Below are 20,393 nucleotides of genomic sequence, written 5' to 3' on the forward strand. Positions count from 1 at the left end.
TGCCTGAATTTCGGAATTTCAAGCCGCGATCGGCACTTCAAAATGTTCGCATCATCCGGAAGACCGGTGGCGGGGCTAAAGCGTCGGTCCGGAAAATGGATCAAGGTCTATTGTGTTCTCGCCATCAACCAATCGAGCACGACCGCCATTCCACCTTCGTCTGCATGCGGGCCAATAAAATGAGCAAAATCCCTGATCTCGATAATCGCGTTCGCCACGGTAACCGGCGTACCGGCCCATCGTAGCAGACTGAGGTCGTTTTCGGCGTCGCCCGCGGCAGCGCAGAGTTTCGGATCGAGTTTCAGGCGGTCGGCAAGCTGCCGTGCGGCTGTGCCCTTCGAGACGCCTGTCGGAGTAATTTCGAGAAGCCTCCAATTCGAGCCTGTCATCTCGCATAGCGGCAAAAAGCGCGCCCGAAGGGCATCGAAGCCTCCCCCTTCGGGCAAGGGACGCGCACACATGATCTTGAAAGGCTGACCGGGAAGGTCATTGAGGTCAGCCACCTCACAAACGCTCTCGCCGGTGATTGCGGCCTCCCGCCGAACGAGAGGCGAGTTGTCCAGCGTATAGATGGCATCATCGCGATACCACATGCTTGCTATTCCAAGACGACGGGTCTCCGCCATCACTGATAATGCAATCCGCCGTGCGATCTTAGCCTCCGATATCGCCGCCTGTTCCAATGGTCTTCCGATCCATCCGCCGTTGAAACAGATAGCATAGTCGATACCGAGCGCACGGCAAATCGGCGCAACGCCATTCGGCGAACGCGCCGTCGCGAGAATGGCCTGGATACCGCGTCTGCGGGCCTTAAAAAAACCACGCACGACCGGCTCGGGAAGATCGTAGTCAGCGGTTAAAAGGGTTCGATCAACATCTGAAAAGAGGGTTGAGATCATGTTAGCCACGTTATCGGGGTGGGGGTCCGAGCATGCCTATGCTGCCACAGTTGTAAGTACAAGCGAAAACGTTTACCAGATCCAACCCTTTGCGCGGGGACACCTGAGCGAGAACGAATACAACAGTATGAGATTTCTAAGGATTTTCGTACTGCTAGCCCCGAATAATGGTAAACGTTTTCTTGTGGGAATTGCGGGCCCGGACATCGGAACCGACCTCGGGGTCGCCGCTGGTTCTGATCCCTTCAACCGCACGAAGGAGAACCGGACAACCTAAACTCACATCATGCCAGGCACGAGATCACAGGTTACGCTTCCGCCCGTGCGGCTGAGCGCGGAATTCTCCCCAGTTCATCGAAAGACGCCAAATCGTTTACGCCTGCGTTGTTCTTCGCGCGAGCCGCGGCTCCGTCAGCGCCTAGCTTTCGTTTTCTGTTTTCAGGGCATGCTTGACGCGGAGGATCGTGATCGCAACAGCTCCCACCACCACTGGAACGGCAACAAGCATGATCACGGGATCGAAATGGTACCCGGCGTGGTCAGCAGTCTCATATATAAATTTCATCAAGCTCAGCAAATAGTAGCTAATCGCGATGATCGAAAAGCCTTCGACCGCGCGCTGGATCTTGACTTGTGTCGCAGCGCGATCTGCCATCGCCTGGATCTGTGTAGCGTTCTGGAACTCAATCTCGACCTGAATCCGGGTTTGCAGCAGGTCGAGCAGGTGCATCGTCGCTCTTGATAGGTACTCAAGCCTCAAGGACGTTGCTTCGCAACTGCGAACCGCAGGCTTGAATCGCCGCTCTACGAAGGTACCGAAACGTTGGAAGCCGGCGACACGGGTTTCCCGCAACAGGGCTATCCTCTCTTCGACGATTTTGGCGTAGGCAGCGGTCGCTCCGAACCTGTTTCTGGTTTCGGCAGTGGCCGAAATGATATGCGACGATAGGACGGTGATCTCCTCAAGCAACTGCTTGTGCTGATGAGCAGAGGTTCTCAAGTTGCGGTCGGTCAGCTGAACGAGTTCCGCATCGTACCCGCCGAGAAGCGGGGCGAGACGTCGCGCCTCCGGCAGCGCAAGCAGCGCCATCGACCTATAAGTTTCGATCTCAAAGATGCGGCGCACCATACGCCCAAGGCGATGCGCATTCAGGTCCTTGTTGAAGAGGATGATCCTGCTTGAGTTATCCCCTCGAACTCGGAAGTCCGAGCAGACCTGCGCCGATCCACCACCGATCGACGAGGCGGCGGTATCGCCGAAATCGAAGGTTTTCAAAACCGGTTCCAGTTGGTCAGGAGGGTTGCCCAGGACAAGGATACTGGCGTGGCAAACAAGTCGAGGAGAGCTCAATCCTGCGAGCCGCGCAAAATCGTCTTCCGCGAGATCCGGTTCGGGCCAACGCTCTGGTTCGCAGGCCAATTGTCGGACGCGTGTGACCGTCACGAACTCGGTATGCCGTTCGACCCGGACGGAAATCTCACCTTCGGATTTGAGGCTGTCGTGGAACTCCTTGATCGTTCCATCTAACGGCATGAATGCAACGTGCTCGACGATCGCGGGACCGATAAAATAAATCGACGGGCGCGCGTGAAGCTCGGAGTTGAAGTCTCCTGGCTGCGGGCCAAAATCAGTTGGGCCAGAGACAGGTGGTGTGGGGCCAGACATTGTCGATGAAACCGTTTCTCCCGCGTGAATTAAAGTCACGGCCATCTCCCGTAGTCGCCAAGATAGGGCCGCCTGCTAAGCGCCGTACGCCCCCGCCACAAGGTATGACGTATGATCCAAGTGGAGGCAAGTGCGGCACTAAGATGTTGCGAATCTTATAAAATAACAAACTTGATGCCCTCTGGTTGATGCCGCGGCTACAGCAATCAAGATTTTTTCGAGGAGTTGGAGCGGCGCGGCGTTCAGGTCTACTGATCGGGGCACGCCAGGAGATTCGATGCTCGATTCGGGATTGTTCCCAGGCGCCGACTGACCTGCCACTGCGAATTTCCTCCAGAATTGATTAGAGTCCGGCTCACCAAAGGACGGACGAATGAAGAAGCAGAGATTTACTGAAGAGCAGATAATTGCGGTGCTGAAGGAGCAGGAGGCTGGTGCGAAGGCGGCCGATCTCTGCCGCAAGCACGGGATTTCGGAAGCCACGTTTTACAATTGGAAAGCCAAATACGGCGGCATGGAGGTCTCTGAGGCGAAGCGGCTGAAGGCGCTTGAAGATGAGAATGCCAGGCTGAAGAAGCTCCTGGCCGAGCAGATGTTGGACGCCGCAGCACTGCGCGAGTTTCTTTCAAAAAAATGGTAGGGCCTGCCGCCAAGCGTGAAGCCGTCACCCATCTGAAGACCATCATGAGTCTTTCGGAACGGCGGGCCTGCCAGATCATATCCGCCGACCGCAAGACGAGCCGCTACCAGTCGAACCGACCACCGGAGACCGAGTTGCGAGCAAAGTCGCACGACCTCGCCAATGAGCGGCGGCGTTTCGGCTACCGTCGGCTGTTCATCCTGCTTCGGCGGGATGGAGAGCCGTCCGGCGTCAATCGCATCTACCCCCTGGCCGGTAGGTGATTGCATGCAATCACCGTTAGGCGTCTTTACCGCGAGGAAGGGCTTTCCGTTCGCAAGCGAAAGGCCCGGCGGCGTGCTGTCGGCACGCGTGCACCGATTCTGGTCGAGGCGAAAGCCAATGCCCGCTGGTCGCTGGATTTCGTCCATGACCAGTTCGCCTGTGGCAGACAATTCCGGGTCCTCAATGTCGTTGATGACGTGACGCGCGAATGCGTTTCCGCCGGTTGCTCACACCGCGCCACTTGGCGTATTCAAAACCGCCGAAGCTCTAATCGCCGCCGGATGAAAATTCAGTGGCAGGTCACAGGTCTCATTATCGAAAATGAAGCGGGTTCGCTTGTGGCTTTGGAAGTCAAAGCATCCGCAACAGTCTCTGCAGCGGATTTCAGAGGTCTGCGAAAGGTGGCGCAGGCTGCAGGCAGCGATTTCCGTCTAGGCCTTTTGCTCTATGACGGTGAAACAGTTCTCCCATTCGGCGACGGTTTCTTAGCGGCACCCCTTTCATGCCTTTGGAGCTAACCGGCATCGAAGTGTCAAACAGCCGGATTTGAAGTTCGATTCCTATCAACTGCAGCCAGACGTCGGAAGACGGAATGTCAGCGCGATGCGTGCTAACCCAATTCCAGAATGACCGGCGGCGACATTGGATAGGCCCAACTGGTTGACGTGCTGGCGCCAGCTTTCAGGTGCTTATCTGTTGGATCTGCATGTCCGCAGAAGGCTCGGCAATGACGGCTTGATTCCGGCCACGCTGCTTGGCGCGATAAAGCGCGCGATCGGCTTCGAGCAACAGCGCCTCCGGGGAGATATTTTGATCCGGTGTCGCCAGCGCAATGCCGACGCTGATCGTTACCTGCCCGAAGGGCGACCCCTCATGCGCCAGCTTGACGGCCGCCATTGCCGAACAGAGGGCCTGTCCGATGACGGGCGCGTTGCCGGCTGAGGCAATCCGCGCGATGATAGCGAATTCCTCTCCGCCATAACGGGCAACGAGGTCCTGTTTGCTGCGCGTATTGCGTTCCAGCACCCCGGCGATTTCCTTCAGGCAGGCGTCTCCCGCCGGATGACCGTATCGGTCGTTGTAGCCCTTGAACCAATCGGCATCCACCATGGCAAGCATCAGCAGGTCCTGACCCTGCCCAAGCCCGGCGAGCTCGCTTGCGAGAACCTCGTCGAAGCGACGCCGGTTGGCCACGCCCGTCATCTCGTCCGTCTGGCTGATCGTCAGGAGCCTCTGATTGAGCCGCTCCAGCTCGGACGTTCGATCCCGTATCTTCCCCTCAAGCGCTTCATGGGCGGCGTGAACGCGGGCGGCCATCGAGGCAAAATCGCGGGCAAGCTCGCCGATCTCGTCGTCGGAGTGCGTGGGCAGGGCGTCATTGGCAACGGTAACGCCGGAACGGCCGACCAGCTGCGTGGCGTGGATCAATCGCACCAGCGGTTCGGCGACCTGCTTCTGCAGGATCGAACGGAGGATGAAAAGTTCGACGAACAGGGTCAGCAGCCCGACCGCGATGACGATCCCGAGATTGGTGAGGATGGCGGATCGCATCAGAGATTTCGGATAGTGGACGGCGAGCACCCAGGGCGTATCCGGGATCCGGCCGACGGCGGCAATTTCACCAGCGCTGTCGATGAGCGACACCGAACCTGCTTCGATCGACTGGCTTGCCTTCAGCAAAGGCTGGTAGTCGGCGATTTCAAGAGAGGAAATCGAGGCTTCCCCGGCGCTGGCAGTGATCTTATCGGCGTATTTGCCGTCGAAGATCAACGTGCCCTGAGTATCGGCGGCAAAGATCGTCGCCCGGGCGCCCGGCAGTGTCGGGCTGGCGGTTCGTTTCATCAGATCGTCAAGCAGTACGTCGACACAGGCCATGATGCGATGTTTGCCCGAAGCGTCAGGCGCGTCGGGCGTCGCGATCGTCGTCATCCACGCATTGTTGGAGGGATCCCAATAGATGCGCGTGAAGAAAGTATCGTTTTGCGGCCCGCCGAACCCGCGGGAGTAAAATTCGAAGGTCTCGAGCTTCAGTGCATCCGGGCCTTCATATTGGAATACCTTGGCGATGTCGGCAGCCTGATAGATCGGGAAACCTTTTTCCGGCACCACGCCGTAGAAATTGAAGAGGCGGCCTTTGGTGGCAGAACCGAATTGGTAAGAGAGCAGATACGACAGCGCAAACCGTGTCTTGACGTCCTCATCCGGCGTCACGTCAGGCGCGTAAGTCGCCGACATGCCGGGAAACCTGCGCCCATCAGGCAACGGCTCGCCTTCGAACAATCCCGGGCGCTGGGTATAGGATCCGTCCTCATGGCGATAGAAAATATGGTCGAAATCGAGTGCCAATGATTGCCGGGCTTCCGCTGCCGCGTAGATCCGGTCGAACTCGGCCAGGAAATTCTTTTCGAGATCCTTCACCTCGCGGAATGGCAGAGACTCGCGCTGCAAGGCCTGTTCGGTGGAAAGCGAGAGCTGCTTGCGCACCGACTGCTCAAGTGCTGCATGATTGATGAAATAGGACACGCCGCCCGCACAGGCGCAGACGAGCGCGATGCGCAGTGCCGCAAGCCGCAATGCCCGCGACGCCAGCGTATGGCGTGTTTTCCGGTTCACCTTCGGTCTGAAGACGATCTTTAATAACGCGCTGATGCCGATGCTGCTCATTTCAGCGCTCCAGCCTGCGAGATCGACCATCCCTTTACACCGATCGCTCGCGTGTCAATAACCAGCAAACTGCTCAAGATCATGCATTTACCTCAGTCGTTGGAAGCAAACCTGTCCGGCTTCCCCCTCGAGGACAGCATCAAGACGTCGTGCATGGATGGGCATCGAGGGAAAGCGCCACAATTCATTCGTGACGTGATGAGTTCGGCAGCGGCGCCGAAGCTCGTCGGCACACCGAGACAGTGCTCGATAGACAGGAGCGATAAAGGCGTGGCGAGATGTTAACAAAGGGTGCTTTAACTAAAGCGCGAGCGAAATTGCCTGCGCGATTCGGATAGAGTTCGGGAAAAACGGATCAACGTTGCTCCATCGGCCGCCCGCGTCGGTCACGGGCCGTCACCTTGGTCGGCAAGACGGTACTGCAGGGTGGCTGCGCTGCTCGTCGTCGCCCCGGTTTCACAGATCATCGCGGTCGTCAGGCCGATACCATCTACGCTGACAAGGCCATTCAAGCGATGAAAGAAGGTCATTGCCGTGCGTATCGCCTCGGCGCAGCCATCGTACCAGCTTGCAGCACCCCATGAAAAAGCACTAAGGGTATGGAAGTCGAAAGCGCGGACTGAGGCGTTCAGCGCTTTCGAAACCTCCAACACGTCGGAAAAGGCAAAAATGACAAGCTCCGAATGGCGGGTGGGAGTGCTGTTTTCCAGAAGCGGAATTAGCGAAATCACGGAAACCGAGCACTTTCTTGGCACCGCACTTGCGATTGAGGAAGTCAATGCGGCGGGGGGCGTGCTTGGCAGGCCGATCGTTCCGATTGCCTATGATCCGGGCGGCGATCAAACCGCCTATCGCAATCTGGCGCGGCGTCTGCTGGCCGACGACGACGTCAACATCATCTTCGGTGCGTCGATGTCGGCCAGCCGAAAGGCGGTGCTGCCGATCGTCGAGCGGCACAACGGACTGCTGTTTTATCCATCGATGTATGAAGGTTTCGAATATTCGGAGAACGTCGTCTACACCGGCGCCACCCTCAACCAGAACACCTTCGCGCTCGCCGAATACCTTTTGCGCAATCATGGTCGGCGAATCCTCTTCGTCGGCGCGGATTATATTTATCCGCGCGAATCCAATCGGGTCATGCGCGATGTCGTGGAGGCAAAGGGTGGTGAGGTCGTCAGCGAGCGATATCTTCCTCTTCATGCCGACGAACAAACCTTGCGTTCGGTTATTTCCGATATCGTCCGCCTTCAGCCCGATGCCATCTTCTCGACCATTATCGGTCGGCCGGCGCAGCGTTTTTACCGCATGTATGCCGAGGCCGGAATCAATCGCAGCCGGGTGCCGATTGCCAGCCTGACCATGGCCGAGAGCGAGATCCGCGAGATCGGAGCCGACGCCTGCACCGGCCATATTCTTTCGGCGACTTATTTCCAGACAGTCGAGAACGAGGCGAATGAGCGCTTCGTCGGGGCGTTCAAAGCCCGTTTCGGCCAAGACTTCACCACGAGCGTCTGGTCGCAGCCGGCCTATGCGCAGGTTCATCTTTTCGCCCGAGCGCTCGCCCGGGCCGGCTCGCTCGAGACCCATCGCATATCCGAAGAAATTCTCCTGGAAGATTTTCTTGCTCCAGAGGGCCGGATCAACTTCGACGCCGATACCCGCCATCTCTGGCTGCATCCCCGCATCGGCGTGGCGCGGGCCGATGGGCTTTTCGACATCGCCTGGCAGGCGCCTGGCCCGATCCGACCCGACCCATACCTGACGGCGTCGCGGTACGAAGACGTTTGGCTGGAGGCCTGAGATGGCGGGACCGAGCAGGATCGTTCAGGATCTGCGGCGCGCACGCGTACTGGTTGTCCATCCACGCGACGAGGACGGCAATGTGCTGATCGCCCATCTCAAGCGCCTTGGCTGCGAGGTCCGGGCCACCTGGCCGCTTCCGCCAGTCCTGCCTCCAGACGTTGACACCATATTCCTGCATGTCGAGGATGTACACGTCGAGCACGCGCTCGAGATTATCGACCTCCAGCAAACCGCGATTATTGCCATTGTGACATATGAGAGCCCGACATCGCTCCAGACAATCATCGATCTAAACGCCCACGGCGTCATCAGCAAACCGTTGCGGCCACTCGGCATCCTGACGCAATTTGCGCTTGCACGCTATCGTCAGAGCTACGAAAAACGGCTCGCCGGAAAGGTGCAAAAACTCGAGGAAACCTTGAAAAGTCGCCGGCTGGTCGAAAAAGCCGTTTCAGCTCTGCGGATCATGAACGGTCTCGACGAGGAGGCAGCCTATAAGCTCTTGCGCGATCAGGCGACATCAAAGCGCATTCCCATGGCGGCGATCGCCGAATCCATCATTGCCGCGCAAGACACCATGAAGAGCCTCGGACTTTCCATCGGCGCAAAAACTCAACCTTAAGTCGCCAACTCATGCACTCTTGAAAATGCCGGCTAAATCGGCTTGACGGTCACATTCTTTCGTGAAAGCCTAAAGACAACGAGCAGGTTTGCTCAGCGGCAGGGCTGCCGCATTCACATCATGGCTATGTAGCCTCTGGTTCACGGATTGAATTCCGTGCCAGAGGTTTTTTGCGTTTGGAGACAAGATTGAGCGTCGAGACCTCAACCGCGCGGACGGTAACCGTCGCAACTGTCCAATTCGAACCGATCGTCGGTGATCGCGTCCGTAATCTTGCTGCCATAGAGCGGCTGGTGAAAACGGCGAAAACCAAGGGCGCGGAGACCGTCGTTCTGCCGGAACTGGCCGATAGCGGCTACACCTTCCGTGACGGTGATGAGGTAGCCGCATTGGCCGGCCCGGTACCCGACGGCCCGGGTGCTAAGACGCTCTGCCGCCTTGCCGAGGAGCTTGGCCTTTACATCGTCAGCGGCGTTGCCGAGCAGGATGGCGACCGGTTTTACAACAGCGCTCTTCTCTGCGGGCCCGAGGGATATATCGGCAAATACCGCAAGCTCCATCTGTGGAACAACGAAAACCGTCTTTTCAGACAAGGTGATCTCGGGCTGCCGGTTTTCGATCTGCCCTTCGGGCGTATCCGCACGCGCGTGCGCACGCATATGGCTCAGTCGATGTTGACCCACACCTCCATGTCAATCACCGAAATTGCGCTTTACCTGGGGTATAGTGAAAGCAGTGCGTTTTCGCGAAGCTTCAAACAGCAGGTGGGCACCACCCCGGCTTCCTATCGAACAACCCATCGATGCGGTGGGAGCCTTGCTTTTTAAGAGGCTTCCCGCCTATGCGCAATTTTCAGTGTTCGGTCACGAAGCAAGACGTGGAAGAGACACCAGACCGCAGCGCCCAAAGCTCAAGGATTTGTCTTCGGTTTCCATGGCTGGCTCTCATGTAGCCATGCCGACAGGCTGGCAACGAGCTGCCTGATCTTCTTGTCCGAGGGATGGCCGGTATCCCAAACAGCATAAAGCGGCGTTGATAGAACGATCTCGTCGATTTTTGCCGTCTGCGTCTCAAGCCCGAACAATGATGGTTCGGTTGTGATCGCGACCACCGGCCGGGAGGCAGCCGCTGCCTGCGCCATGCGTCCCGAGCTCACAACGCTCGAGATGATAAGCTCTAGGCCGATTATTTCTGTTGCGTCGCGCACGATATGCTCGACCGCGCTCCCTTGACCGGCAATGACGATAGGAACCGTTGAAATGTCACGGAGCTCGCCATTAAAATCGGCCGAGAGCATGTCCGATCTGTAGTGAACTGAGATCGGCGCGCGCGCGAGCAATTGGCTCTCCTTGCCGCGCGGAGGCGCAGCCGTGGCGACAGCGATATCCATGCTCTCCTCAAGTGTCGCATAAATATTATGTGCGCGTTCCGGCCTTAGGTCGGAGATATCCGCCCCTGTTTCTGCAATGAAGGGAGCCATTATGTGATGAAGGGTCGTGTCGAGGCATGCCACTCGGAATGTCGCACCGGAGCCATGCCACGGGATCACCGATCGTTCGACGCGTTCGGCTTGGTTGAGAAGCTTGAGCGCGTTGCCATAAAGAGCGCTTCCGGCAGCCGTCAACACCATGCCCGATGGGCGTCGCTGGAACAGCGTGACCGAAAGGGTTTCCTCCAGCATGGCGATCTGCCGTGAAATCGCAGGCTGAGTGACCGAGCAGGCTTCCGCCGCGATTCTTACAGAGCCGCTTCGCGCGACGGCGCAGAAATACCGATAGGTTCTAAGATCAACCGTAGCCATTACAAAATGTTTGATAAATTCCAATTATTTGTCAATTTAAATTATGACGACCGCATGTCACTCATACGTGCAGTGGAAAAACCACTAAACAACGCTTTAAGGCGGGGAACATGGAATGAGTACAGTCACATCCAATGCTGCGGTCCTGGCGGCAGCGGAAAAGCAAAGACGTGCGACGTTTGCGGCCTTCATCGGCACGGCGATGGAATGGTATGACTTCTTTATTTTTGGTACGGCAGCCGCGCTTGCCTTCAACAAAGTTTTTTTTCCGACAATGAACCCGGATGCCGGGCGGCTCATCTCGTTCGCGATCCTGTGGGTCGGCTTCCTGACGCGTCCGCTCGGCGGCGCGATCTGCGGTCACCTCGGTGATAAGTACGGACGTAAGAACGTTCTTATAGGCACCTTGGTGCTTATGGGACTTGCGAGCACCTTTATCGGCCTTGTTCCGAACTATGCGCAGATTGGAATAGCCGCACCGGTCATCCTCGTCGTTCTGCGTGCGCTCCAAGGTTTCGCCGTGGGCGGCGAATGGGCGGGCGCAGTCGTCATGGCGACAGAACACGCCGATGATCATAAGAAGAACCGCGCAGGTGCATGGGTGCAACAGGGCAATCCCGTCGGTGCGATATTGTCTGCTCTCGCCTTCGTGCTTGTAGGCCGATTGGCGGATGACGACTTCGTCAACTGGGGATGGCGCATCCCGTTTCTCGTCTCCTTCCTGCTTGTCATTATCGGCTTAGTCATTCGCATGAAGGTCGAGGAATCCGATGAATTTCGGGAAATGAAGGACATGGGAGAGGCAGCCGGGAGCCCGATCTCGGAAGTCTTCGCTAAAGCACCAGCTGTACTCGCCTTCGCGGTGATGGCATCGATTTCCGGCATTTCCGTCGCATACTTTCTAAATACATTCATGCTCTCGTGGACGACGAATTCGCTCGGGATCAACCGACAATCAATGCTGGATATCCTGCTAATAACCTATGTGGTGCAGTTTCTCTGGCAGCCTGTCGCCGCGCACGCAGCTGACAAGATCGGCAATGCAAAGGTAATGATCGCTGGTCTTGCTTTCGCAGCTGTCATCGCCATTCCTTATTTTCTTGCGGTTATGTCCGCCGATCTCGTAGTGATTGGGATTGCGCAATCGCTGATGATGGTTGGCGTCTGCACCTATTACGCAATGCTGGCGAGCTTCCTCGCCGCCGCATTTCCAGTGCGCTACCGCTACACGGGCGTCTCGTTGGCCTATCAGCTGTGCTCAACGCTGATCGGCGGCTCTACGCCGCTGATCGCTCAGGCAATTCTCGCCGGGACCGGCGGGAGCCAGTGGGGAATCGCCGCGTTCTACATTGTTAACCTGGCAGCTACGGGCGTCGGCGTGTTCCTGCTCGCGCGAATCGTACATCGGAATCAGAAAAGGTAGTCTGAAACTATGAATCCCCTTTCGAAACCGGTTCTGCGCTATCAGCGTAGGGAAGATCGGCCTCATCTCGTTCTCAACCTGCCCTCTCCTTTCGAGCGAGGACGACAGCGCGCCGAACAGCTCGGCTCAGAACTACTGGGTGGGTTGGAAGCTTACGATGCCTTTTTCCGCAATGCAGGCCTAACGCGGGAGATAATCCGTGATAGCGGATTGCGTGTCATCGACGACCTTGCGAAATGGCGATCAAGGAGTGCGGAAGAACTCGATGGTGTCGCCCAGGGCGCCGGTGTTGATCTGTGGAAGATTGCAGCACTTAATGCTCGCACAGAACTCCTTGGGATGGCCACCAATGGCTTTCCGGGCGAATGCACGACGCTTGCCTATGTACCGACCGGAGTGAAAGGGGAGCAAATTGCGCAGACCTTCGGCGTCCAGACGTGGGACTGGAACGAGGAACTGAACGACTACTGGCACACTCAGTCCGTCAAGGGTGGTTTCTACGATTTCGTCGGTATCACCGAACATGGTATTCTGGGAAAGATCGGAGTGAACAGCAACGGTCTTGCCTTGTTCCTGAACATCCTTGCGCATGAGGGCGACGCAATTGGCGGAATTCCGATCCATATTCTCGCCGCGACAGTTTTGGAGGAAGCAGGCTCTGTCCAGGAAGCGATAAATCTTCTGCGAACTGCGCCGGTCAATAGTTCAACAGCACTGACCTTGATGGACAAGGATCGCGTCGTTTCAGTGGAGTTGTCACCTGTGGGGGTCTTTGAGGTTGCACCTAACAACGGCTATCTTTTGCATACTAATCACTTTCTCACCGAGAGCGAAGCATTGAACGAAAAGCCGCTTTACCGGCCCGATACGCACAACAGATATGCGTTGGTGTCAACGCGACTTGAGACTTATGGTAGGCCGCACACACACAACCAACTGCTCGAATTCCTCTATTCGGACCCAGATCAGGCACATCTTTGCTGCCTTCCAGCAATTGACGCCGAACTGGGAAAACGCTGGCGCACTTTGACGACTATCGTTCTCGATCCGTTGCGGCAGACTGCAAATGTTCTCGACGGCAGTCCGGTCGAGCAGCGGCGGCGGGAGTGGCTCGAGCTCAGAGCCTAGCGCCTGAGGCGGATTGATCTTGGAGGATGCCAGGCTGTGGGAAACATCAAGCGTTCGGAAGCCTCGCGCAAAAGGTTCGGCCCCGATCAACGTCATCATTGCCGACACAGGCTAATGTCGGCGGAAAGGCGTGGAAACTGATTGGCGGAGATATTCGCGGCTGACCTGCGCGGCGCTACGTTTCGGAGCCTAAAGCAGTTGATGTGGCCAGATGATGTGGCCAGAGTTCTTGATGGTTCTCTCGGCAGGTCGTATCAGCAGGCGATGATTGCCCCATTCTGCCGCAGATGGTCGCGGAAGCGATTGGCATAATCTGGAACCACGGCATCCTTGACGCTAGGCCGCGCGGCCAGTTCGGCCCGCCAGGCGGAAACGCGAGGCAGTCCTTGGAACACCGCTTCCGCCGCAGCCGGGTCGATAATCCCGAAATAGCGGAAGAGTGGGGCGTACACTGCATCAACCATGCCGAAGTCGTTACCCCCGAAATAAGGTCCCGCCCGTAGTTCCGCTTCCAACTTGCGGAGCTTGTCCCGGAATGCGGAACGCCTGGCGTCAGCGGTCGCGACGTCGACGGCGTGAAGAAACTGCCAGCCGTCAGTCATGGTCTGCGAAGCGAACTCGATCCACGCACGATGCCGGGCGCGGGCAAGCGGATCCTGCGGATACATCGCCGGACCGCCCTGAGTTTCCTCGAGATACTCGCAGATCACCATGCTTTCGAAGAGGATCGCATCTCCCCCGTCGGCCTGGCGCACCTTGAGGAGCGGGACCTTGCCGGTCGGCGAGAGCGCCAGGAACCAGGCTGGTTTGGCGGATAGGTCGACATTGATGCGGTCAAACAGAACCTTCTTTTCGAGAAGAACGATAGCCGCACGCTGGACAAAGGGGCAGAGCGGGTGGCTGATAAGTGTCAGAGGAAAGTCAGGCATAACAGCTCTCATAGATAAGCAGGGAAGGGGGTCAGATCGCCTGGCCGCCCGAGATGTCGAAGGTAGTGCCGTTTGCCCAGCCCATGCCGTCCGACAGGATGGCCGCGACCGCGCCGCCGACGTCGTCGGGTTGACCGACGCGGCCGAGCGCTATGGTGCCCGCAACATAAGCGTTCACGTTCTCGTCGTCGCGAACTACGCCGCCGCCGAAGTCTGTCGCGATAGCGCCTGGCGCAATCGCGTTGACCCTGATCTGACGCGCGCCCAACTCGACCGCCATGAATTTAGTAATCGTCTGCATCGCCGCCTTTGTAGCCGCGTATATTCCATAGCCCGCTATCGTAACTCGCACCAAAGCCGAGGAGACGTTAAGAATGCGACCGCCGTCCGCTATCAGAGGCAGCAACTTCTGTGTCAGGAAGACCGGGCCACGAAGATGCGCGTCGATTAACGAATCGAACTGCTCCTCTGTCACATCAGACAAGGGAGCATGAATGCCGTGGCCGGCATTGTTGACCAGGAAGTCGAAGCGTTCGGCGCCGAACTTGGTCTTCAGTTTCTCGGCGACTGTCGCGGCGAACGTTGGGAAAGTCGCGGTGTCGCGGACGTCGAGCGCGATCATCTCCACCTTTCCGCCGAGCGCCTCTATCTCCCGGGTCAGTGCATCCGCCTCTTTCGAGGCACTGAGATAGGTGCCGATGATGCCAACGCCATGCTTGGCGAGATGCACTGCAATGCTACGCCCGAGGCCCCGGCTGGCACCGGTGATGAGTGCGACTTGGTTGGTCATAGGATGCCCTTTCACTGGCTGGTCCGGCTGGGAACTGGGTGCGTTGTCGCGACTTCGCTCCGACAGCAGTGAGATAGCCCACTCAAGCATCGTCCGCTCGCCCAATGCTCTCAATGTCTTGCCTGATTATCTCAAGCTCTTTTCTTTCTCGCAAAACGATGCCATAAACTTGTCATGACCGATCATCTCCAGCCCCATCTCAGTCTTGCCCTGCGTCACGCCCGTTCTGGTGTAACCGTGACGCCGATACCACGGTTGGAAATTGGCGTGGGACAAGCAACGTCCGGCACGTCGCCGTGTTTGTACCGCTCAATGATTTGCTTTATCCTTCAGGGATCGAAAGATGTGGCGATCCATGATAACCTCATGCGCTACGACTCCGAGCAGTATCTTGTCAGCGCGCTGGATCTACCTCTGAGTGGCCAAATTTACGATGCCGATAACGGCCGACCGTATGTATCTGTCTCGCTGGTCTTAGATCCTGCTCTGCTTGCTCAAGTCGCGGCTGAAATGCCGCCGGTGCGGGAAGCCGATGCGCCGGGAAGTGGGATTGCGATCAATCCGATGACGCCGGCGCTACGCGACACGCTTCTGCGTCTGCTTACCCTGCTTGACACCCCAAGCGACATTCCGGTTCTGGCGCCCATGGCAGAGCGCGAATTGCTCTATCGCCTTCTGCAGGGGCCGCAAGGACGTTTGCTGCGCCATATCGCACGACCAGAAGGCGCTCTTGGCCGAATTCGGCGTGCGGTTGAATGGATCCGGGATCATCACAACACGCGGCTGCGGATCGAAGCCCTATGTGATGCCAGTGGTATGAGCCGTGCCAGCCTTCACCGACATTTCGTGGCTTTGACCGGCCTCAGCCCGGTCCAGTACCAGAAGCAACTCCGTCTGCAGGAAGCGCGGCAGCTACTGCTCGCAGGGGACCATAGCGCCTCCGACGTCGCTTTCGCAGTTGGCTATGAGAGTGCCTCACAGTTCAGCCGCGAATATCTAAGGCAGTTTGGAGCGCCACCTGTGCGCGACGTGCGTCAGATCAGGCAATCGATAGGCGGCTTGGCGTAGCGCGGAGGTCTCAAGCTGACCCGACTAACGTATGGTGATTTCAGTTCGGTACGGCTACTCGGGGGCACCCTCCGGATGGAGTAAGCTATAAGGAATAATCTCTCTGCCCAAAGGATAAGCTGCCGTTCTGGTGTAGGTGGAAAACTGCCAGGATTTCGTATTTCCCGAGCATTACCACAGCCTCGAAAAATTGAGATTGGCTTGAGTTGTTTGGCATCAAACAACGATTATTCGGGCTCGGTTCAAGGGCGGACCTCGTTGTGACAATGTGGCGTTTCCCGAAATTGTCACATAATGCGGCGGTCGTTCAATGCACGATGCTTGCATGAGCAGGCATCTGGCCACGGACCATCTCTCAGAGGAAACGATCATCTCCATCCCATCGTCGGTAAGGGACGTCTCTATGACGTCGGCCGGGCCTTTCGGCAGCGTCGAAAGTATTGCCATAAACTGTGAGCCTCATCAGCAGCGCTTTTGGCGACAACGATTGGCGTGAAGATCTCGGCGGCCTTCCGGATCGGATCACTTGAGACGATTAGGCAAGACGTTGAGCGTATTGGGCGGGATTCCAATCCCCCGGTCGTTTATCTAGAGGGCGATCGACACGCAGCTTGGTCGCGAAGAGCACCGGCTCTGTCCGTCGATAGGATATCTCAAATAAACGGATATAGTCATGACACGCCTTAGTGGAAAACGTACCCTGATCACCGGCGGCACCTCGGGCATTGGTTTCGAAACCGCCAAACAATTCCTCAATGAGGGCGCACGCGTCATCGTCACCGGCAACAACCCGGACTCCATCGAAAAGGCGAAATCCGCGTTCGGCTCCGAAGTTCTTGTTCTCAAAGCCGACAGCGCGAGCGTCGAGGCACAGCAGGCGCTCGCCAATACGGTAAAGGAGCATTATGGCCAGCTAGACGTCGCGTTCCTCAATGCTGGCGTTTCGGTCTGGCAGCCGATCGAGACCTGGACCGAAGAGGCGTTTGATCGCTCCTTCGCGATCAACGTGAAAGGTCCCTACTTTCTGGTGCAGGCTCTCCTGCCTGTCTTTGCAAATCCGGCATCTGTCGTGCTCAACACCTCGGTCAACGCCCATGTCGGCGTCGCCAACTCGACGGTCTATGGGGCGACCAAGGCAGCCTTCCTCAACCTCTCGAAGACGCTTTCCGCCGAACTCTTCCCCCGTGGAGTTCGTGTGAACGCCGTCAGCCCAGGCCCGGTCGCAACGCCGCTTTATGATAAGCTTGGAATTCCGGACGCTTATCGCGAGCAGGTGGACAAGGACATCGTCGCGGGGATTCCTCTTGGCCGCTTCGGCAGCCCGGCAGAAGTCGCCAAGGCTGTCGTTTATTTGGCGTCGGATGAATCCGCGTGGACCATCGGCTCGGAGATCGTGGTCGACGGTGGGCGAACCCTGAACATCTGATCAAGCACGGCTACCCGCGAAGGGTGGGGGGCTTGGCGCCGATGGATCAATCTCAGGAGAGAAATCCGCGGCGTCAAGCACCTTTCAAGCGCGTTTTGACAGGATAATCCAGTGACACATTCGATAGGCGCATTTGTGCCAAGGTGAATTGCATGACGGCCGCTCATCCGCAAAACAAAGCCACCAGCGTTGTCCTGATCCACGGCGCTACCATGGATGGATCTTCCTGGGGCCCCGTGCACGACATCCTGAAAGAGAGGGACCTCGACGTCGCTGTCGTGCAGCTTCCGCTGACAAGCCTCGCTGCAGACGTCGCGGCCGCGCGTCTTGCCATCGGTCGACAGACGGGGAGCGTCGTTCTGGTCGCGCATTCCTATGGAGGGGTCGTCGCTTCGGTAGCGGGCACCGATCCGAAGGTCAGCGCGCTCGTCTACGTGGCTGCCCTGCAGCCGGACGAAGGCGAGAGCCTTGCCAGTCTTGCCGCTCGAACCCCTTCCGAAAACCATATGCTGGATCTCGGCGATGGCACGGTCATCCTCGACCCAGCGCATTATGCAGCCGACATGGCAGATGACCTGCCGATTGAAGATGCCGATTTTCTTGCTGTGTCGCAGCGCCCGACGGCTATGGCCGTCTTCGGTGCTCCGGTTGATAAGGTCGCATGGCGCGATAGGCCGAGCTTCGGCATCATCGCAACGAGGGACCGGATCCTTAATCCGGACCTCGCGCGCTTCATGTACGCACGCTCCAACGCGACGGTGGTCGAGATAGAGGCGAGCCATGTGCCGCACCTCTCTCATCCACAGGCCGTCGCGGACGTCATTATTGCAGCAGTAGATCGGCGGGCAATTTCCAATGAGACCCGCCATCATGCACATCATAAAGTTCCATAAATACTATTATGCGATAAAAATATGTAGCGGCTATTTAGTAATGCGACAGTTGGGCCAGTTAGAGATGCGACAGTCTCGCCTCTCGCCGTTCTGGTCAATGCCAACGTCAGGAGCAAGGATGACGACCTCCAGCCTGGTCGAGACCATGAGCGGTCGGAGTCGTCATGTCCTGTTTGATCACCATGTCGCAGAAAGAATTGCATCGCCTCGAAGTCATTCAGAAGATCCGCGACCGGCGCCTGAGCATCATCCAGGCGGCCGAGTTGCTGGAACTCAGTCGAAGTCAAGTTCATCGGCTGCTGCAGGCCTATGACCGTTTCGGTGAAGCCGGCCTGGTTTCGAAGAAGCGATCCCGACCGAGCAATCGGCGTCACAGTGAGGATTTTCGCAATGCGGCGCTGGATCTGATCCGCGAACGTTATCTGGATTTCGGGCCGACGCTGGCGCGCGAGAAGCTGATCGAACTGCATCAGATTTCGGTCGCCAAGGAAACGCTGCGCCAATGGATGACCGAGGCCGGCATCTGGATCTCGCGGCGCGAACGTAAGAAGCGGGTTTTCCAGCCGCGCGGCCGGCGGGATTGTCTCGGCGAGCTCGTCCAGATCGATGGCTCGCATCACTGGTGGTTCGAGAACCGCGGCCCCAAATGCGCCCTGCTCGTTTATATCGATGATGCCACCGGCAAGCTGTTGCACCTGCACTTTGCCGGATCGGAGAATACATTCGACTATCTGCATGCGACGAAGGCCTATCTGCAGCAATGGGGCAAGCCGCTGGCTTTCTACAGCGACAAGCACGGCGTTTTCCGCTCCACGCATGCGTCATGGCGCCGGTCGCCGTCAATCCTATGCCACCCTCACCATCAACACAGGCAATCGAAAAGAAGCATGCCACGAACAAGTAGTGACAGCGCGGCGACGTCGACGTCACCCTGCAACTTGATTTGCGGAAGCATCGTGCGGCTTTGATCCCTACCCGGCCTCGTGCAGGTGCGAATGAATATCAACCGGCGACGAAACAATTGCTACTGAGAAAGCTAAAGCCAAAGGGGAGCGTCATCACCCGCCCCCGTTTCTCCCTTACAACCCAGCCCAGCCGGTCGGATCGGGGGCTGATCTCCCTGCCCTGTCGCAGCCTTTAAGCCCTTGTTGCATTTACAATAGAAGTCGCAAACCGACGACGAATAAGCAGACGATTTAAGTGTAATTTTCTTTGCAGTAAATTCGCCGGCCATTGTAGTCCATTGCGAATCTTATGCACATTTGCACCTGTGCAGTCGGCGCTACAATGTGTGGCGAAACATATCGGCTAATGCGGACTCGGCATCAATGCTTACACTACGACAAATTGAGGTCATACGAGCCATCATGGTCACCGGCAGCATCGCTGGCGCCGCCAAGCTTCTCAACGTGTCTGCGCCCGGCCTCAGCCGCCTGATGAAATACACGGAAGATTCGCTTGGGATCCGGCTTTTCGACCGCAGAGCCGGCCGTTTTGTTCCCACCTCGCAGGCGCGCAACATTTTCGATCTGCTTGACGTGGTGCACCGGAAGATCGACGATCTGCAATCGGCCGTCGCGGGACTGGGCCGAGGCCAGAGCCAGGAGCTTTGCATCGCCTCCGTGCCGAGCATCGCCAATGTCATGGTCCCGAGGACCGTCGCGAGATTGCGGCAACGTTTTCCGGATCTCGGGCTCGACCTCAACATACTCAAGATCGAAGAGGCTATCGATTACCTGCTTCTCGGCCGCGGCGAACTGGTCGCGATCTCCTCGCGCTTCGACCATCCGCTGATCGAATTCGAACCGCTGGCGAGCGGCCGGCTCCTATGTATCGTCCCGGAGACGAGCCCACTCGCGATCAAAGACAAGATCACGCCGCAGGAGATGTCCGAATACCCACTCATCGGCATCAATCCCAAGGACCCGTACGGGGCCGTCATGGCGGCGATGTTCACGGACAATCATGTCGACTACCAGATGAATATCAAGGCTCGCTTCGGCACGACGGTCTGCAGTCTCGTCGCGGCCGGGCTGGGGATCGCGATCATCGATGAATTCACCGTGGCGCATGGCGTCGTTCGCGGATTGAAAAGCATCGAGATCGACGCCGACAGCATCTTTCATACCTTCATTGCCTACCGCAAGGATCTACCCCTTTCCGTCTATGCAGAGCATTTCCGATCGCTTCTTCGCCAGGAGATGAACAGCGTCAGTTCACTCAAATCTCCCGAGAAAAAGACGAAACGGAGGAATGGCCGGAGCTAGGGCCGATCGACATTCATTGTAGCCATATCATGATAGCGGCGAGTTGGATGAATCCAGTGAAATGAATGGTTCGACGCTCGTAGCGGGTGGCGAAGCGTCGAAAGTGC

16 protein-coding genes and 2 pseudogenes are annotated in these 20,393 nt (G+C 57.5%); 11 read left to right on the forward strand and 7 right to left on the reverse strand.

Going from position 1 to position 20,393, the window contains the following annotated elements:
- Positions 1–107: 107 nt before the first annotated feature.
- Together QD408_RS13000 and QD408_RS13005 are read right to left on the reverse strand one after the other, a co-directional pair.
- Positions 108–899, reverse strand: coding sequence for a Cof-type HAD-IIB family hydrolase (locus QD408_RS13000; RefSeq protein ID WP_414139564.1), 792 nt, complete (start codon positions 897–899; stop codon positions 108–110).
- A gap of 418 nt (positions 900–1,317) precedes the next feature.
- The gene (locus QD408_RS13005) at positions 1,318–2,565 is read right to left on the reverse strand and encodes a DUF3422 domain-containing protein (protein ID WP_414139582.1); all 1,248 of its coding nucleotides are present in this window, start codon (positions 2,563–2,565) and stop codon (positions 1,318–1,320) included.
- A gap of 373 nt (positions 2,566–2,938) precedes the next feature.
- Between QD408_RS13005 and QD408_RS13010 the strand changes: the two are divergent.
- Positions 2,939–3,690, forward strand: a pseudogene (locus QD408_RS13010) (transposase); the annotation flags it as partial.
- 460 nt (positions 3,691–4,150) lie between these two features.
- Here the strand turns inward: QD408_RS13010 and QD408_RS13015 are convergent.
- Complete coding sequence (locus tag QD408_RS13015; RefSeq protein ID WP_088682496.1) at positions 4,151–6,133, reverse strand: diguanylate cyclase; 1,983 nt, start codon at positions 6,131–6,133, stop codon at positions 4,151–4,153.
- Positions 6,134–6,519: 386 nt separating this feature from the next.
- On the reverse strand, positions 6,520–6,663 hold the full coding sequence (locus tag QD408_RS13020; RefSeq protein ID WP_414139565.1) for a hypothetical protein: 144 nt from the start codon (positions 6,661–6,663) through the stop codon (positions 6,520–6,522).
- 139 nt (positions 6,664–6,802) lie between these two features.
- On the opposite strand from QD408_RS13020, the gene QD408_RS13025 reads away from it, so the two are divergent.
- From QD408_RS13025 to QD408_RS13035, 3 genes are all read left to right on the forward strand, one after another.
- On the forward strand, positions 6,803–7,936 hold the full coding sequence (locus QD408_RS13025) for a transporter substrate-binding domain-containing protein (protein ID WP_414139583.1): 1,134 nt from the start codon (positions 6,803–6,805) through the stop codon (positions 7,934–7,936).
- Between the two features lies 1 nt (position 7,937).
- Positions 7,938–8,561 (forward strand): ANTAR domain-containing response regulator, encoded by a 624-nt coding sequence (locus QD408_RS13030; RefSeq protein WP_414139566.1) that lies wholly within the window; start codon positions 7,938–7,940, stop codon positions 8,559–8,561.
- 188 nt (positions 8,562–8,749) lie between these two features.
- Entirely contained in the window at positions 8,750–9,388 is a 639-nt protein-coding gene (locus tag QD408_RS13035; RefSeq protein ID WP_414139567.1) for a nitrilase-related carbon-nitrogen hydrolase, read from the forward strand.
- Positions 9,389–9,471: 83 nt separating this feature from the next.
- Here QD408_RS13035 and QD408_RS13040 read toward each other — a convergent pair whose 3' ends face one another.
- Complete coding sequence (locus QD408_RS13040; RefSeq protein WP_414139568.1) at positions 9,472–10,386, reverse strand: LysR family transcriptional regulator; 915 nt, start codon at positions 10,384–10,386, stop codon at positions 9,472–9,474.
- A gap of 91 nt (positions 10,387–10,477) precedes the next feature.
- On the opposite strand from QD408_RS13040, the gene QD408_RS13045 reads away from it, so the two are divergent.
- Positions 10,478–11,785, forward strand: coding sequence for an MFS transporter (locus tag QD408_RS13045; RefSeq protein ID WP_414139569.1), 1,308 nt, complete (start codon positions 10,478–10,480; stop codon positions 11,783–11,785).
- A 9-nt stretch (positions 11,786–11,794) separates the two neighbouring features.
- Complete coding sequence (locus tag QD408_RS13050; RefSeq protein ID WP_414139570.1) at positions 11,795–12,913, forward strand: C45 family autoproteolytic acyltransferase/hydolase; 1,119 nt, start codon at positions 11,795–11,797, stop codon at positions 12,911–12,913.
- Positions 12,914–13,167: 254 nt separating this feature from the next.
- On the opposite strand, the gene QD408_RS13055 is transcribed toward QD408_RS13050, so the two are convergent.
- Together QD408_RS13055 and QD408_RS13060 are read right to left on the reverse strand one after the other, a co-directional pair.
- The gene (locus QD408_RS13055) at positions 13,168–13,842 is read right to left on the reverse strand and encodes a glutathione S-transferase family protein (RefSeq protein ID WP_414139571.1); all 675 of its coding nucleotides are present in this window, start codon (positions 13,840–13,842) and stop codon (positions 13,168–13,170) included.
- 31 nt (positions 13,843–13,873) lie between these two features.
- Complete coding sequence (locus QD408_RS13060; RefSeq protein ID WP_414139572.1) at positions 13,874–14,632, reverse strand: SDR family NAD(P)-dependent oxidoreductase; 759 nt, start codon at positions 14,630–14,632, stop codon at positions 13,874–13,876.
- Positions 14,633–14,806: 174 nt separating this feature from the next.
- Between QD408_RS13060 and QD408_RS13065 the strand changes: the two genes are divergently transcribed.
- The 5 genes and pseudogenes from QD408_RS13065 (at position 14,807) to QD408_RS13085 (ending at position 20,286) form a co-directional block, all read left to right on the forward strand.
- Entirely contained in the window at positions 14,807–15,700 is an 894-nt protein-coding gene (locus QD408_RS13065) for an AraC family transcriptional regulator N-terminal domain-containing protein (protein WP_414139573.1), read from the forward strand.
- A gap of 673 nt (positions 15,701–16,373) precedes the next feature.
- Positions 16,374–17,126 (forward strand): SDR family oxidoreductase, encoded by a 753-nt coding sequence (locus QD408_RS13070; RefSeq protein WP_414139574.1) that lies wholly within the window; start codon positions 16,374–16,376, stop codon positions 17,124–17,126.
- A gap of 152 nt (positions 17,127–17,278) precedes the next feature.
- Positions 17,279–18,019: an alpha/beta fold hydrolase gene (locus tag QD408_RS13075; RefSeq protein ID WP_414139575.1), complete on the forward strand. Its 741-nt coding sequence runs from the start codon at positions 17,279–17,281 to the stop codon at positions 18,017–18,019.
- 164 nt (positions 18,020–18,183) lie between these two features.
- Positions 18,184–18,843: pseudogene (locus tag QD408_RS13080) on the forward strand (ISNCY family transposase); the annotation flags it as partial.
- A gap of 504 nt (positions 18,844–19,347) precedes the next feature.
- The gene (locus tag QD408_RS13085; protein WP_414139576.1) at positions 19,348–20,286 is read left to right on the forward strand and encodes a LysR family transcriptional regulator; all 939 of its coding nucleotides are present in this window, start codon (positions 19,348–19,350) and stop codon (positions 20,284–20,286) included.
- The last annotated feature ends 107 nt before the right edge of the window (positions 20,287–20,393 follow it).

It is taken from the genome of Rhizobium sp. BR 249, from assembly GCF_047445895.1.
GTDB lineage: Bacteria > Pseudomonadota > Alphaproteobacteria > Rhizobiales > Rhizobiaceae > Rhizobium.